Source organism: Aquabacter spiritensis, from assembly GCF_004346185.1.
In the GTDB taxonomy this organism is placed as follows: domain Bacteria; phylum Pseudomonadota; class Alphaproteobacteria; order Rhizobiales; family Xanthobacteraceae; genus Aquabacter; species Aquabacter spiritensis.
The window spans coordinates 500,626-516,440 of record NZ_SMAI01000001.1 but is presented as its reverse complement, the minus strand read 5'-3'; the positions used below and the strand labels follow the sequence as shown (position 1 = coordinate 516,440).

The following is a 15,815-nucleotide window of genomic DNA, read 5'->3' as shown; positions in this document are numbered from 1 at the left end:
GCACGTAACCCCTTGTTTAACCTTGGGCTGAGCCTTGCCCCCAGCCGCCGGTGACCCGAAATGCCCATCCTCGCGAACCTGCACCACGTCACCAGCTACACCTATGACCGGCCGGTCGCTCTCGGGCCGCAGATCATCCGGCTGCGGCCCGCGCCGCACAGCCGGACGGATGTGCCGGCCTACAGCCTGAAGATCTCGCCCGCCGAGCACTTCATCAATTGGCAGCAGGATCCGTTCGGCAATTGGCAGGCCCGGCTGGTCTTCCCCGAGCGCGCCACGGAGTTCAAGGTCGAGGTGGATCTCCTCGCCAGCCTCGCGGTCATCAATCCCTTCGATTTCTTCATCGAGGATGCGGCCGAGAATTTCCCCTTCACCTACTCGGCCGAGCTGAAGACCGAGCTGACCCCCTATCTGGAGCTTCAGGACGGCGGGCCGCTGCTCGACGCCTTCGTCGCCACCGTCTCGACCGAGACCCGCCGCACGGTCGACTTCCTGGTCGAACTGAACCAGAAGGTTCAGAACAAGGTCGGCTACGTCATCCGCATGGAGCCGGGGGTTCAGACCCCGGACGAGACGCTCGAAAGCGCGCTCGGCTCGTGCCGGGATTCTGGCTGGCTCCTGGTGCAGACGCTGCGCCGGCTCGGTCTCGCGGCGCGCTTCGTGTCGGGCTATCTGATCCAATTGAAGCCGGACGTGAAATCGCTCGACGGGCCGTCCGGGACAGACGTGGATTTCACCGATCTGCACGCGTGGGCCGAGGTGTACCTGCCCGGCGCAGGCTGGATCGGCCTCGACGCCACATCGGGCCTTTTGTGTGGCGAGGGCCATATCCCGCTCGCCGCGACGCCGCATTACCGCTCCGCGGCACCGATTAGCGGTCTGGTCGAGCCGGCCGAGGTCACGTTCGATTTCGAAATGACGGTCACCCGCGTCGCCGAGGCGCCGCGCGTGACGCTGCCATTCTCCGACGAGAGCTGGGCGGCGCTCGACGCGCTCGGCGAGAAGGTGGATGCGGATCTTCAGGCGCATGACGTGCGGCTCACCATGGGCGGCGAGCCGACCTTCGTCTCGATCGACGATTATGAGGGCGCGGAATGGAACACCGCCGCCCTCGGCCCGACCAAGCGGGCGCGCGCGGACGATCTGATCCGCCGCCTGCGCAAGCGCTTCGCGCCCGGCGGGCTGCTGCATTATGGCCAGGGCAAATGGTATCCCGGCGAGCCCCTGCCGCGCTGGAGCTTCGGCCTGTTCTGGCGCAAGGACGGCAAACCGGTCTGGGGCGACGAGGGCCTGATCGCGGACGAGGAGAAGGATTACGGCGTCGGCCCGGCCGAGGCCGAGCGCTTCGCCACGCTGCTCGCCGAACGCCTCGGCCTCGGTCCGAAATATGTCCACCCGGCCTATGAGGACATTTCCCATTTCCTCCTGAAGGAGGCCAAGCTCCCGGAGAATCTCAAGCCGGGTGACAAGCGGCTCGAGGATCCCGAGGCGCGCCTCACGCTCGCCAAGGCGATCACCTCCGGCATGCTCTCGCCCCGCGGCTATGTCATTCCGGTGCAGCGCCTGAACGCCAAAGCGGGCGGCGGATGGCTCAGCGAGGTCTGGACCTTCCGGCGCGACCATCTGTTCCTGGTGCCCGGCGACAGCGCCATCGGCTTCCGTCTGCCGCTCGATTCGCTGCCCTACCTCCCGCCGATCGTCTATCCCCATACGGTTCCGGCCGATCCGCTGGAAATGCGCGGTCCGCTGCCAGATCCCGACAAGGTCGCCCAAAGCTATCAGCGCGACGTGGGGACCGGACATGTGCCGGCGGCCGAGCGGTCGCGCCAGATCCTCGCCGACCATATCGCCAAGGTCGTCGATCCGGTCGCCCGCGCGGTGCGCACGGCGGTCTCGATCGAGGCCCGCGACGGGCGGATCTGTGTGTTCATGCCGCCCTGCGAGACGCTGGAGGATTATCTCGATTTCCTCGCGGCGGTGGAGGCGACCGCCGCCGAAATGGGCATGCCGGTCCATGTCGAAGGCTATCCGCCGCCCTTTGACCCGCGGTTGCAGGTGATCGGGGTGGCCGCCGATCCCGGCGTGCTGGAGGTGAACGTCCACCCCTCCGCCACCTGGCGGGGATGCGTCGAGACCACGCGCATCCTCTACGAGGAGGCGCGGCTGGCGCGGCTCGGCACCGAAAAATTCATGACCGACGGCCGCCATACCGGAACCGGCGGTGGCAACCATGTGGTGGTGGGCGGCGCGACCCCGGCCGACAGCCCGTTTCTGCGTCGACCTGACCTGCTCAAGAGCCTGATCCTCTATTGGCAGCGCCATCCGTCCCTGTCCTATCTGTTCTCCGGCCTGTTCATCGGCCCCACCTCGCAGCATCCCCGCATCGACGAGGCCCGCCACGACAGCCTTTACGAGCTGGAGATCGCGCTCTCCAAGGTGCCGCTGCCGGGCAAGGACGTGCCGCCCCCGCCCTGGCTGGTCGACCGGCTGTTCCGCAACATCCTGATCGACGTGACCGGCAGCACGCATCGCACCGAAATCTCGATCGACAAGCTCTATTCGCCGGACGGCGCGACCGGCCGCCTCGGCCTGGTCGAGTTCCGCTGCTTCGAGATGCCGCCGGACTGGCGGATGAGCCTCGCCCAGCAATTGCTGCTGCGGGCCTTGATCGCCATGCTCTGGCGTGCCCCGATCCAAGGCGGATGCGCGCGCTGGGGCACCGGGCTCAACGACCGCTTCATGCTGCCGCATTATGTGTGGGCGGATTTCGAAGGCGTGCTCGAAGATCTGAAGGAGGCCGGCTACGCCTTCGATCCGCTCTGGTTCAAAGCGCAGTACGAGTTCCGTTTCCCCGCCTTCGGAAAGATCCAGCGGGCGGGGATCGATGTCGAGCTGCGCAGCGCGCTCGAGCCGTGGCATGTGCTCGGCGAGGAGAATGCGGTCGGCGGCACCGTGCGCTACGTGGATTCGTCGGTCGAACGCATTCAGGTGAAGGTCGAAGGGTTCAATCCCGCCCGCTATCTCGTCGCCTGCAACGGGCGGCGTGTTCCGCTGGCGGCGACCGGGCGGAACGGGACCTTTGTCGGCGGCGTGCGCTACAAAGCGTGGCAGCCGCCGAACGGCCTCCATCCGACCATCCCGGTCCACACGCCGCTCACCTTCGAGGTGATCGACACCTGGGCCGGGCGCTCGCGCGGCGGCTGCGTCTATCACGTGTCGCATCCCGGCGGGCGCAGCTACGACACCTATCCGGTCAATTCCTACGAGGCCGAGGCACGGCGGCTCGCCCGCTTCCAGACCTTCGGCCACACGCCGGGGGTGCCGCACGTCCCCGCTGAAAACGGATCGGACGCCTTCCCGACCACTTTGGATCTGCGGCGCCCCGCCGGCATATAGGCCGGCGGCCCCGCGCTTTGCGGCGGGGCGGTGCCCGGCATTCCGCGTCGCGCGCCGCCGCGGCCGGAAAGCGCAGCGGTTCAACGGCTTGCAGGACGCTCTGCCGGAAAAAGCGGCTTCCCCTGGCCAGCGATCGCAGGTCTAATGCCCTGCGGAAGGCTGCGGTCGTGCAGGGGCGCATGGCCGGGGGTGCAGACCCCAGCCGAGGCAGGAAGGGCTGAGCGTGGCCGGGGCGGAGCAGCGCAGCGAGGCATTCCAGGAGGCTGCGGTGGCGAGCATGGTCGCCGGCTATGCGCCGCTTCCCGGGGTGCGCGACGAGATGATGGACGCGGATGGCCATCCGCGCCCTCATTGGGTCCCGTTCCTCGCCGCGATGGCGGAACTCGGCCGGGACGAGCTTGGCCGGCGCTTCGGGGCGGCCGACCGTTATCTGCGCGACAGCGGCGTTTTCTACCGGGTCTATGACGATGCCGGGGGGCGCGAGCGCCCTTGGGCGCTGAGCCACATTCCGCTGCTGATCAACCAGGCCGACTGGGCGCAACTCGCCAAGGGCCTGGCCGAGCGCGCCGAGCTTCTGGACCGGCTGTTGGCCGATCTCTACGGCCCGGCAAATCTCGTGCGCAACGGCGCTTTGCCGGCCGCTGCGGTGGCGGGCAGCCCGGAATTCCTCCGTCCTCTGGTCGGCGTGAAGCCGCGCGGCGGCCGCTTCCTGCGCTTCTACGCTGCTGATGTCGGCCGCGGACCGGACGGCCGCTGGTGGGTGCTTTCCGATCGCACACAGGCGCCCTCCGGCACCGGCTACGCACTGGAAAACCGCCTTGCGCTCAGCCGCGCCCTGCCGGACGTCTCGCGCAATATGCGCATGGAGCGCCTCGCCGGCTTCTTCCAGGCCTTCCGGACATCCCTGCTCAAGCTCGACCGGACGGGGGAGGGGCGGATCGGCCTTCTCACCCCGGGCGCCCTGAACGAGACCTATTTCGAGCACGCGCTGCTCGCCCGCTATCTCGGCTTCCTCCTGGTCGAGGGCGAGGACCTGACAGTGCGGGGCGATGCGCTGTTCGTGCGCACGGTGGGCGGCCTGAAACGGCTCGACGTTTTGATGCGCCGGCTCGATTCCGATTTCGCCGACCCGCTGGAGCTGAATGCCCGCTCGCATCTCGGCGTGCCCGGGCTCGTCCAGGCGGTGCGCAGCGGCGGCGCGGTGCTGGCGAATGCGCTCGGTTCCGGCCTCGTCGAGGCGCCGGCGCTCATGGCCTTCCTGCCGCGCCTCGCCACCCATGCGCTCGGCCACGGACTGTCGCTTCCCCATGTCGGCACCTGGTGGTGCGGCCAGGAGGCCGAGCGCAGCCAGGTGATGGAAAATCTCGATTCCCTGGTGCTTGCCCCTGCCTTCGGCACCGCCGTGCCGGGGTTGAAGCTCCAGGGCCTGGTGCTCGGTGCCGATCTGACCGCTGCCGATCGGCGCAAGCTCTCGGTCCTGCTCAGCCGCCGCGGCTCCGATCTGGTCGGCCAGGATGTCGCGCGGCTCTCCACCATGCCGGTCTGGACCGGCGAACGGCTGATCCCGCGCCCCTTCACTCTGCGCGTCTTCCTCGCCGCGACGGAGGAGGGCTGGAGCGTGATGCCGGGCGGCTTCTGCCGCATTTCCGAGACCCTCGATCCACGCGCCTTTTCGATGCAGCGCGGCGACCGCTCGGCCGACGTCTGGGTGCTGGCGGACGGCGATGTCGCCGAAACCACCCTGTTGCCCAGCCCAGACAATGTGCGGGTGCGCCGCTCCTCCGGCACGCTGCCGAGCCGCGCCGCGGACAATCTGTTCTGGCTCGGTCGCTATCTGGAACGCGCCGAGGCGACGCTGCGGCTGGTGCGGGCGCTCGTCGGGCGCCTCGCCGAGATCGAGAGCGCCTCGAGCCCCCTCGTGACGCGGCTTCTCACCCTCCTGTCCTCCTGGGGCGCGATGCCGCGCGATCTCGCCCGCGCCACGCCGGGACGCTATGCGGTGGCCGCACTGACCCGCCACGATTTGCCGGGCGCGCTGCCGCAACTGGTCAAGAGCGCCCGGGGCTCCGCCTCCGTGATCCGCGACCGCTTCTCGCCCGATGCGTGGCGGGCTCTGGTCGATCTGGAATCCTGCGTCGACGCGCCCGTGCCGACCTCGCCCTCGGAGGCCGACGCCTATGAACGGGCGGACGCGGCGCTGCGCATCGTTGCGGCCTTTTCCGGCCTCGCCAGCGAAAACATGAACCGGCTCACCGGCTGGCGCTTCCTGGAAATGGGCCGGCGCATCGAGCGCTCGATCGCCATCATGCGGTTCGTGCGGACGTTCGCCGAACCCGGCGCGCCGCGCGGCGCGCTCGACGTGCTGCTGCAACTGGCCGACAGCCAGATCACCTATCGCAGCCGGTATGTCACCATGGAGGCCCGCGGACCAGTGCTCGATCTGGTCCTGCTCGACCCGGAGAATCCCCGCTCCTTCGCCTTCCAGGTCCAGCGCATGGCGGCCCATCTGAAGGTGCTGCCCGGCCGCGATCCCGACGAACCGCCCTCCTTCGCCGAGCGGCTGGTCGCGCGCATGCAGGCCGACCTCACCGCCTCCGGGGCGGACGCCTTCGACATCGGCGATTTTGAGGCCCTAGAGGGGGATCTGATGCTGCTCTCGGACGAGATCGCCTCGCACTATTTCATCCAGGAGCCGGCCGCCGACATGGCATGGCCGGGCTAGAGGCCGCGATGCTCTACGACATCCGCCAGACCACGACCTATTCCTACGGCGCTCCCGTGCGCGCCGCGCGGCAGGTCATGCGCATGACGCCGGTCGACCGGGGACCGCACCAGCACGTCATCGCGAACATGTTGGACACCCGCCCGGCGCCGAGCGAGGCCGAGCACGGGACGGATTTCTTCGGCAACGCCATCTGCTACGTCACGTTCGACACGCCGCACGAGCGGCTCGACATCACGATGCGGGCGCGCATCGAGGTGCGCGGCACGGTGCTGCCGGACGCCATGACGACGCCGATCGTCGATCTCGTGCGAAGTGCGGCGCTGACCGCGTTCGATCTCGGCCCCGACTCGCCCGTCCATGGCTTGTTTCCGACCCGCTCGGTACCGCTCGATCCCGCCATCACCGAATGGACCGCCGAGAGCTGCGCCGCCGATCGCCCCATCCTCGCCGCGGCGCTCGACGTGATGCACCGCATCAAGGAGACCTTCACCTACGAGCCCGGCGCCACCGATGTCGCGACTCTGCCGGCGCAGGCCTTCGCGGCCCGGGCGGGCGTCTGCCAGGACTTCGCCCATGTCATGATTGCCGGCCTGCGCGGTGTCGGAATCCCGGCGCGCTATGTGTCCGGCTATCTGCGCACCATCCCCCCGCCCGGCCAGCCGCGCCTCGCCGGGGCGGACGCGACCCATGCCTGGGTGGAAGTGTGGTGCGGCGTGGATCTCGGCTGGGTCGGGCTCGATCCCACCAATGCGATCCCGGTGGGCGAGGACCACATCATCCTCGCTATCGGCCGGGACTATTCCGACGTGTCGCCCGTGGACGGGGTCATCGTCGCCTCCGGCGAACACCAATTGGCGGTGGGCGTCGACGTTATCCCGGTGGAGCGCCCCCAGGCCGAGGCGCCGGCCTCCTGACGGCGCGGCGGCGCCTCACCGCGGGCGCATCAGAGCGGACCCATCACTTGGTCCGGCAGCCAGGTGGCGATGCCGGGAAAGAGGCTGAGAATGACGATGCCGAGGATCATCGTCATCACATAGGGGAACGCGCCCCACAGCACCTCGCTGGTCCGCACCTGGGGCGCGATCGCATTGACCACGAACAGGTTCAACCCGACGGGCGGGGTGATCAGCCCGATTTCCATATTGATGGTGAGGATAACGGCGAACCAATAGGGGTCGAAGCCGGACGAGACGATGATGGGATAGAGCAGCGGCGCCGACATCACGATGATGGCGACCGGCGGCAGGAACATGCCGGAGATCAGGAGGAACAGGTTGATCAGGGCCATCAGCACCCAGCGGTTCACCTCCAGGCCGGCAATGGCGCCGGCGACGCTCTGGGTGATGAAAAGCGAGGAAAGCGCGAACGCGAACAGTTCCGCGGAGGCCATGATCATCATGATCATGACGCTCTCGCGCATGCTCGAGGAGAAGATGTCGAGGATCGGCTTCGGCCGGAACAGCCGGTACATCACGATGACCACGCCGAGCGTCAGGAAGGCGCCGGCGCCGGCCGCCTCGGACGGCGTCGCCACCCCGCCATAGAGCACGTAGAGCGTTCCCACGATGATGATCAGGAACGGCAGGACGCGCGGCAAAGCGGAAATCTTCTGCCCGATCGTGAAACGCACGCCGGTGTCGTCGAAGCGGAAGCCCTTGCGCCGGCAGTCGATCAGCGCCCAGGCCATGAACATGGCGGTGAGCATCAGGCCGGGAAAGACCCCGGCGAGGAAGAGGCGGGCGATCGAGGTCTCGGTGGCGATGCCGTAGACGATCATCGTCACCGAGGGCGGGATCAGGATGCCGAGCGTGCCGCCGGCGCAGATCGAGCCGGTCGCGACCGAAGCGGGATAGCCCCGCTTCAGCATTTCCGGAATGCCCATCTTGCCGATCGCGGCGCAGGTGGCGGGCGAGGAGCCGGTCATGCCGGCGAAGATGGCGCAGGCGCCGATATTGGACAGGACCAGGCCGCCGGGCACCCGATTCATCCAGCGGTCGAGCGCCTCGTAGAGGTCGCGTCCGGCCGGCGTCGCCGCCACGGCCGCACCCATCAGAACGAACATCGGGATCGAGACATAGGCCAGATTGGCGATGCCGGCGAACATGGTCTCGGCCAGCACCTCGAACACGCCGATGCCGTTCGCGACCAGCAGGCCGCCAATGGCGGACAGGCCGAGCGCGAAGGCGATCGGCATGCCGGTGGCGAGCAGCACGAACAGCGAGCCGATGACGAGAAGCCCGGCCAGTGTGGGGGACATCATGATCATGCGGCGTCTCCGGGGTGGGCATCGAGGCGGCGCGCAATCTCCGCCACATATTGCAGCGTCAGAAGAGTGAAGCCGATGGGGAGGGGCAGGAGGGGGATCCACAAGGCCACGGCGGCCACCGTCGAGGTGGTCCATTCATTGACATAGGCCTCGTGGAAGAAGAGCGCGCTCGCCACCGTCATGGCGATGCAGAACAACAGGCCGAGCAGGGCACCGACGATGCCGAGCATGCGCCTCACCGGCGGTGCCGCCAGGATTTCGATCACGTCCACGCCGACATGCCCGCGGGTCAGGAGCACATAAGGTGCGCCAAGAAAAACGGCCGCGGTGGCGGAGAAGACGACGAAATCGGTCTGCCAGATGGTCGGCGCGCGGAAAACGTAGCGCAGGAAGATCATCTCGCACGTGACCAGCATGGCGGCTGCGAGAAGCAGCCCGGCGATCACCGCCGCGCCGCGCGAGAGCATATCCACCGATGAGAGGAAGGTGCGCATAGGCCCGGCCTCGGTGCATAAGAGGGAAAGGGGGAAAATGCGGGCGGCGCCAAAGGTCGGACGCCGCCACGCCCGTGGGCGACGCGGCGTCCGGAACGTTGCGGCCCCTATTGGACGGCCAGCGCCTTCTTGATGAGTTCGTCCCCGCCCTTCACCTTTTCGGCGAAGTTCTTGTAGGAGCTCTGCTGGGCGACCTTCAGCCAGGCGTCATAGTCGGAGGCCGACATCTCGATCACCTCGACGCCGGCCTTCTTGAAGGTCTCCGCCAGCTTCTCGTCGCCCTTGCGCACTTCCTTGGCGAACCAGTCCTGCGCCTTCTTTCCCGCGGCGAGGATCGCCTTCTGCTGGTCGGGCTTCAACCGATTGAACACCTGCTTGGAGATCAGCACCGGCTCGTACATGAACCAGAGCGCATTGGCGCCGGGGGCGGTCAGGCACTTGACCTGTTCGAACAGGCGATAGGACACGAAGCTCTCGGACGAGGTGTTGGTCGCGTCGAGCACGCCGGTCTGCATCCCGGAATAGATTTCCGAGGAGGGCATCGAGGCAATCGAGGCGCCGGCCGCCGCGAGCATCTGCTCGAAGGCCGGGCCGGCGGCGCGGGTCACCTGCCCCTTGATGCTGTCGGGATTGGTGATGCAGCCCTTCTTGGAGGCGAAGGCGCCGGAGAGCCAGGCGTCGGCGATCACGATCGCCCCCTGATCCTCGATGATCTTCTTGATGTCCGCCATGAAGGGCGAGGTATTGAGGCGTTCGGCGCGGTCGAAGCTGCGCACCAGGCCCGGCATCAGCGTGACCGAGAATTGCGGCACGCGGCCGGAGGCGTAATCGAGCGGGAAGGACGAGATGTCGAGCTGGCCCTTGGTGAGCGCGCCCCATTGCTCGGCGGGCTTGTAGAGCGAAGCGCCGGGGAAGACCTGGATCTTCAGTCCGACATTCGCCGCTTCGACGTCGCGGGCGATCATCTGCACCATCTCGTCGCGCGGGTCGCCCTTTCCGCCCGGAAATTGGTGCGAGGCGCGCAACGTGATGTCCTGGGCTTCGGCGGCCAGCGGGGCGCAGAACAGCACCGCGGCGAGCGCGAGGGCAGAGCGGCGGGTCCGGCGCGGACCCTGGTCGAATGCAGGCATGATTCCTCCTTGCCGCCGGGATGGCGGACGATGGCGTTTCCTCTTGCTCCCGTTGATCCGGGATATTCCGGCTTGGCGGCCGGTCTTGGGGCGCCGGTTGCTCCGGCGCCTGTTACGCAGCGGTACGGTACAAGTCTTTATAGGTTTCGCGCAGCACGTTCTTCTGCACCTTGCCCATTGTGTTGCGGGGCAATTCGTCGACGAACAGCACGCGCTTGGGCAATTTGAAGCGCGCGAGCCGCTTCTCCAGCGTCTCGTGTATGTCGCTTTCGCTGAGCGTCGCGCCCGGAGTGCGGACCACCACCGCGGTCACCCCCTCGCCGAAATCGGGGTGCGGCACGCCGATGACGGCGCTCTCCACCACGCCGGGGAGCGCATCGATCTCGCCTTCCACTTCCTTGGGATAGACGTTGAAGCCGCCGGTGATGACGAGGTCCTTGCCGCGCCCGACGATCTGCACATAGCCGCGATCGTCGATCTTGCCGAGGTCGCCGGTGATGAAATAGCCGTCGTGGAACTCGGCGGCGGTCTTTTCCGGCAGGCGCCAATAGCCCTTGAACACGTTCGGGCCGCGCACCTCGATCATGCCGATCGCCTCGGGGCCGAGAACCGTGCCGCTTTCCGGATCGGTGACGCGCACGTCGATGCCGGGCAGTGGGTATCCGACCGTCCCGGCACGGCGGTCCCCGTTATAGGGGTTCGACGTGTTCATGCCGGTCTCGGTCATGCCGTAGCGTTCGAGAATGGCCTGGCCGGTGCGCTCCTGGAAGGCGCGGTGGGTGTCCGCGAGAAGCGGCGCCGAGCCGGAGACGAACAGGCGCATGTGCGCGGTCGCTTCGCGGGTCAGGCCGGGCTGGTCGAGGAGCCGGGTATAGAAGGTCGGCACGCCCATGAGGCAGGTCGCGCGCGGCATCAGAGCGAGGGTCTCGCGGGCGTCGAAGCGCGGGCAGAAAATCATGCTCGCGCCCGCAAGCAGGATGATGTTGCTGGCGACGAACAGGCCGTGGGTGTGGAAGATCGGCAGCGCGTGGATCAGCACGTCGTCGGCGGTGAAGCGCCAATAGTCGCGCAGGGTCTGCGAGTTCGACAGCAGGTTGCCGTGGCTCAGCATCGCCCCCTTGGCGCGCCCGGTCGTGCCCGAGGTGTAGAGGATGCCGCCGAGATCGTCCGGCCCGCGCGGGACGTCGGCGAAGTCGGCGGAAAGGCCGGCCGCGGCGTCGGTCAGGGAGCCCGTGCCGTCGGCGCCGAGGGTCTCGACACAGGCGGTGCCGAGTGAGGCCGCGAGCGCGCGGATATCGGCCTCCGTCTCCGGCCGGCAGACCACCAGGGCGGGTTCCGCATCCGACAGGAAATAGCCGAGTTCGGCGAGGGTATAAGCCGTGTTGAGCGGGAGATAGACCGCGCCGGCACGTACCGCCGCGAGATAGAGCGCCAAGGCCGGCCAGGACTTTTCGACCTGCACCGCCACCCGGTCGCCCGGCTTCACGCCGCGCGCAATCATCAGATTTGCGAGCCGGCCCGACAAAGCGAGGGCGTCGCCATAGGTTTCTTGTCCGCCCTCCGGATTGATCACGAGGGGCTTGTCGAGGGTGGGGATTGCGGCGCGGAACGCCGCGAACAGATGGTTGGTCTCAGTCATTGTGTCGATACCAGTGCGCGCGATGCCGGTTCGCTGCGCAGCAGTTTGCGCACGGCCGGGCTCGCGACGATTTCACCCTTGCCGGCGAAGGCCTCGTGGTTCTTTTCGATGTCGGAAAGGACGTAGCGGTAATTCACCATCAGGCCGGCCGCCTGGGCGAGGCCCTTGGGCGAGAGGTCGCCCATCGCATTGATGCGTTCGAGCCGCGCCCCGTTGCCGAGATGGAAGCGGGCGACCGGGTCGAGCGGGCGGCCCTTCGCCGATTTCGCGACCAGGAAGAAATGCGCCGCCAGGGCGCAGATCAGCGGCGTCAGCTCCGTGCGCGCCTCCACCCGCTCGGCCCAGTCCGGGCTGTCGAGCAGATTCAGGCGTTCGCGATCGGCCGTGTTGAGGAGCGCCGAGGACTCGTTCGCGCGCTCGGCGTCCAGCCAGGCCCGGAAAGTCGGAACCGGCGAGAGCGTGACAAAGGTCGAGAGCGAAGGAATCTCCCGCGAAATCTCCTCGACCACCTGCTTGATCAGGAAATGGCCGAACGACACGCCGGCGAGGCCACGCTGGCAATTGGAGATCGAATAGAACACGGCGGTCGTGGCGGTGCCGGGATCGATCAGGGTGCGCGATTGGTCGAGGATCGGCGCGATGGCGCTCGACGGCTCCTTCACCAGCGCCACCTCGACGAAGATCAGCGGCTCGTCCACCAGCGCCGGATGGAAGAAGGCGTAGCAGCGCCGGTCGGGGGAATCGACCCGGGCCCGCAGGTCGTTCCAATCCTTGATCTCGTGCACCGCCTCGTAGCGGATGATCTTCTCGAGAACATTGGCTGGGGTCGACCAGTCGATGCGGCGCAGAACCAGGAAGCCGCGATTGAACCAGGACGAGAAGAGGTGGCCGAAATCGCGGTCTACTGGGGCCAGATCGCGGCGGCGCCCCATCGCGTCCATGAGATCCTCGCGCATGCGCACGAGGCTCAGCGTGGCGCCCGCGGCGAGGTTGAAGCGCCGGAACAATTCCTGCCGGCGTGGCTCGCTTGCGGCGTGAAGTTCGGTCACGGCGGCATCCGTGGGCTCGGCGGCATACGCCGCGATCGCCCGCTCCAGACGCGCCAGATCGGGGCCGAACGATTCGTGCAGAAGCTCGAAAAAGGCGATGCGCTCGCCGGTCTTCATCCGTGCGTAGCGGCCGAGAATGTCGGTTGCGAGCGCCACGCCGGAGGCTTCGCCGCGGCCCGACAGCAAGTCCTCGCACCGGTCCGCCAGCGTCGCGGCCTTGGTCGCGCCATTGATGCGGCTGCCGCGGTCGAGCAGCGCCCGCCCGCGTTCGGCAATGGTCCCGAGGAGATCGCCGAAGAAGCTGGAATTGGAAGTCATGCCCGCCGCTCCGTAAGGGTCCTGCGCCCGTCCGGCGAGGAAGGTCCGATCCGATCGCGTAGGACAATGCTGCGGCGCGGCAGCGAAGAAAAGAGTGTTGAAGGCTGAACCGCCATGTTCGCGCCGCAGCAAGCCCGAAGCCGGGGGCGCCCGATCGGATGCGGGCGCGCCGGACAATGGCTGACAGACCCGGGAATAGGCGAAGGGCGCATCTTCATGGCGTCAATCAAGCGGCGGAAGGCCGTGAAAGTCAAGATCATGTATGCAAGATCTCCCCTCGCGCATTTTTATTCGTGCTAGGCTGCCCGAAAGGGAGAGATCCATGCGCGGAGAATCGACGCCGCGCCTCCGGGAGGCGCTCGAAGAGGACATCGTAGCGGGCCATTTGCGGCCCGGGCAGCGGCTCGACGAGGTGAGCCTCGCGGCGCGTTTCGAGGTCTCGCGGACGCCGATCCGCGAGGCGCTGATCCAGCTCGCCGCCTCCGGCCTGGTCGAGATCCGGCCACGCCGCGGGGCCTTTGTCGTGCTTCTGGGGCCGCGCGCTCTGATCGAATCCTTCGAGCTGATGGCCGAGATCGAGGCTGCGTGCGGCCGGCTCGCGGCGCGCCGGGCGACTCCGGAGGACCGCGCGGCGCTTGCCGCGGCACACGCCGCCTGTGCCGCGGCGGTCGCGGACGCGGACGCCGCCCGCTATTACCCCGCCAATGCAGTGTTCCATCAGGCGATCTACGCCGCCACCGCGAACCGGGTTCTGGCTGAAGAGGCGCGCCGGCTGCAGGTGCGTCTCCAGCCCTATCGACGTCTCCAGCTCCGCGTCCCGCGCCGCATGGAGGCCTCCTTCGCCGAGCACGAGGCGATCCTGGCCGCTCTTCTGGCCGGGGACGGCGCGGCGGCGGCGGAGCATTTGCGCGCTCATGTCCTGGTCCAGGGCGAGCGCTTCATGTCGCTCCTCGGCGCATTGCAGGCCGAGACGGACGCCGACGCCGAGGCGGGGTGACCCGCGCCGCCGGCCTCGGCTTTGGGCCGGCCGAGCGGCGCCCCTTGATGCCGCCGCGCCGGACGGCCAAAGTCGCGCCGGGGACGAGGGAGGAACGCCAGAATGTCAGATGCCGCGTCGCAGGACGCCTACGACTATATCGTGGTCGGGGCGGGATCCGCCGGCTGCGTCCTCGCCAATCGGCTCTCGGCCGATCCGAGCGTTCGCGTCGCTTTGGTCGAAGCGGGCGGCAAGGACGACTGGATCTGGTTTCACATCCCGGTGGGCTATCTGTTCGCCATCGGCAATCCCCGCGCCGATTGGTGCTTCAAGACCGAGCCGGAGCCCGGCCTCAACGGCCGCAGCCTGTCCTATCCGCGTGGCAAGGCGATTGGCGGCTCCTCGGCGATCAATGCCATGATCTATATGCGCGGGCAGGCGGCCGATTACGACCATTGGCGCCAGCTTGGTCTCGAAGGCTGGTCCTGGGACGACGTCCTGCCCGTGTTCATGAAGCACGAGGACCATTTCCTCGGCCCAAACGCCTTTCACAAGCGGGGCGGCGAATGGCATGTCGAGTTTCCCCGCGTGACCTGGCCGCTGCTCGACGCGGTGCGGCGTGCCGCGGCGGAGGATGGCATCCCGGCGATCGACGATTTCAACACCGGCGACAATGAAGGCAGTTGCTATTTCCACGTGAACCAGAAGCGCGGCCTGCGCTGGAGCGCCGCGCGCGGTTTCCTCAAGCCGGTGCTGCACCGGCGCAATCTCGATCTGATTACCGCCGGGCACGTCGAAAAGGTGGTCCTGAAGGATCGGCGCGCGGTCGGCGTCGCGCTGCGCACTGCGAGCGGGCCGCGCACCCTCACGGCGCGCCGGGAAGTGGTTCTGTCGGCCGGTTCGATCGGCTCGCCCCAGCTTTTGATGCTGTCGGGGATCGGGCCGGGCGCGCACCTCGCCGAGATGGGAATCGATGTCGCGCTCGACCGTCCGGGCGTCGGGGCCAATCTCCAGGACCATCTCCAATTGCGGATGATCTACAAGGTCAGCGGCATCGGCACCTTGAACGAACGGTACCATTCGCTCCTCGGTCGCGCCGGCATGGGGCTCGAATACGCCTTCTTCCGCAAGGGGCCCTTGACCATGGCGCCGTCGCAGCTCGGAATCTTCACCCGCTCCGGGCCCGACCGGGATCGTGCCGACCTGCAATTCCACGTCCAGCCGCTCTCGCTCGACAAGTTCGGCGACCCGCTGCACCGCTTTCCCGCCTTCACCATGAGCGTGTGCAATCTGCGCCCGGCTTCGCGTGGGACGCTCCGTCTCCGAAGTGCGGATCCCGCCGCCGCCCCGCGCATCAGTCCGAACTATCTGTCGGACGAGGAGGACCGCCGGGTCGCCGCGGCTGCGATCCGCACTGCGCGGCGGATCGTGTCGCGCCCGGCGCTCGCGCCCTATGCCCCTCAGGAGATGCTGCCGGGGCCGGCGGTGCCGAACGACGACGAGCGTGCGTTGGCACTGGCCGCCGGCGAGATCGGCACCACCATCTTCCATCCGGTCGGCACGGCCCGCATGGGACGTCCGGACGATCCGCTCGCGGTGGTCGACGCGCGGTTGCGGGTGATCGGCATTGCTGGCCTGCGCGTCGCGGATGCGTCGATCATGCCGGCCATCACCTCCGGCAATACCAATTCCCCTTCCGTGATGATCGGGGAGAAGGGCGCCGGGATGATCTTGGAGGACAATCCCCGCTGACGGAGCCGGCAACGGCCTCCGGATCCAACCGCTTGCGATTGCGTCCGGTTTGACTAGGATCCGCGCACCC

Annotated in this window: 10 protein-coding genes; 5 read left to right on the top strand and 5 right to left on the bottom strand. The window is 67.9% G+C overall.

The annotated features are described in order from the left end of the window. Window positions 1-60 precede the first annotated feature (60 nt). The 3 genes from EDC64_RS02480 (at window position 61) to EDC64_RS02470 (ending at window position 7,035) form a co-directional block, all read left to right on the top strand. The gene (locus EDC64_RS02480) at window positions 61-3,396 is read left to right on the top strand and encodes a transglutaminase family protein (RefSeq protein ID WP_132029494.1); all 3,336 of its coding nucleotides are present in this window, start codon (window positions 61-63) and stop codon (window positions 3,394-3,396) included. Window positions 3,397-3,673: 277 nt separating this feature from the next. Continuing rightward, window positions 3,674-6,118, top strand: a complete 2,445-nt coding sequence (locus tag EDC64_RS02475; protein ID WP_132029987.1) for a circularly permuted type 2 ATP-grasp protein — start codon at window positions 3,674-3,676, stop codon at window positions 6,116-6,118. Further along, complete coding sequence (locus EDC64_RS02470; protein WP_338023379.1) at window positions 6,106-7,035, top strand: transglutaminase family protein; 930 nt, start codon at window positions 6,106-6,108, stop codon at window positions 7,033-7,035. Before EDC64_RS02475 ends, EDC64_RS02470 begins: the two co-directional genes overlap by 13 nt. A 29-nt stretch (window positions 7,036-7,064) precedes the next feature. On the opposite strand, the gene EDC64_RS02465 is transcribed toward EDC64_RS02470, so the two are convergent. The 5 genes from EDC64_RS02465 to EDC64_RS02445 all read right to left on the bottom strand — a co-directional run bounded on the left by EDC64_RS02465 (window position 7,065) and on the right by EDC64_RS02445 (window position 13,017). After that, complete coding sequence (locus EDC64_RS02465; RefSeq protein WP_207915892.1) at window positions 7,065-8,378, bottom strand: TRAP transporter large permease; 1,314 nt, start codon at window positions 8,376-8,378, stop codon at window positions 7,065-7,067. A 5-nt stretch (window positions 8,379-8,383) separates the two neighbouring features. Beyond that, a complete protein-coding gene (locus EDC64_RS02460; RefSeq protein ID WP_132029491.1) occupies window positions 8,384-8,881 on the bottom strand; it encodes a TRAP transporter small permease subunit in 498 nt (165 codons plus the stop codon). Window positions 8,882-8,988: 107 nt separating this feature from the next. Continuing rightward, the gene (locus EDC64_RS02455) at window positions 8,989-10,011 is read right to left on the bottom strand and encodes a TRAP transporter substrate-binding protein (protein ID WP_132029489.1); all 1,023 of its coding nucleotides are present in this window, start codon (window positions 10,009-10,011) and stop codon (window positions 8,989-8,991) included. 112 nt (window positions 10,012-10,123) lie between these two features. Then, window positions 10,124-11,650, bottom strand: coding sequence for a malonate--CoA ligase (locus EDC64_RS02450; RefSeq protein ID WP_132029487.1), 1,527 nt, complete (start codon window positions 11,648-11,650; stop codon window positions 10,124-10,126). After that, window positions 11,647-13,017 (bottom strand): malonyl-CoA decarboxylase, encoded by a 1,371-nt coding sequence (locus EDC64_RS02445; protein WP_132029485.1) that lies wholly within the window; start codon window positions 13,015-13,017, stop codon window positions 11,647-11,649. The genes EDC64_RS02450 and EDC64_RS02445 overlap by 4 nt, the downstream gene beginning before the upstream one ends. 322 nt (window positions 13,018-13,339) lie before the next feature. Between EDC64_RS02445 and EDC64_RS02440 the strand changes: the two genes are divergently transcribed. Together EDC64_RS02440 and EDC64_RS02435 are read left to right on the top strand one after the other, a co-directional pair. Next, window positions 13,340-14,014, top strand: coding sequence for a GntR family transcriptional regulator (locus EDC64_RS02440; RefSeq protein WP_132029483.1), 675 nt, complete (start codon window positions 13,340-13,342; stop codon window positions 14,012-14,014). Between the two features lie 102 nt (window positions 14,015-14,116). Then, entirely contained in the window at window positions 14,117-15,745 is a 1,629-nt protein-coding gene (locus EDC64_RS02435) for a GMC family oxidoreductase (protein ID WP_132029481.1), read from the top strand. Window positions 15,746-15,815 lie beyond the last annotated feature (70 nt).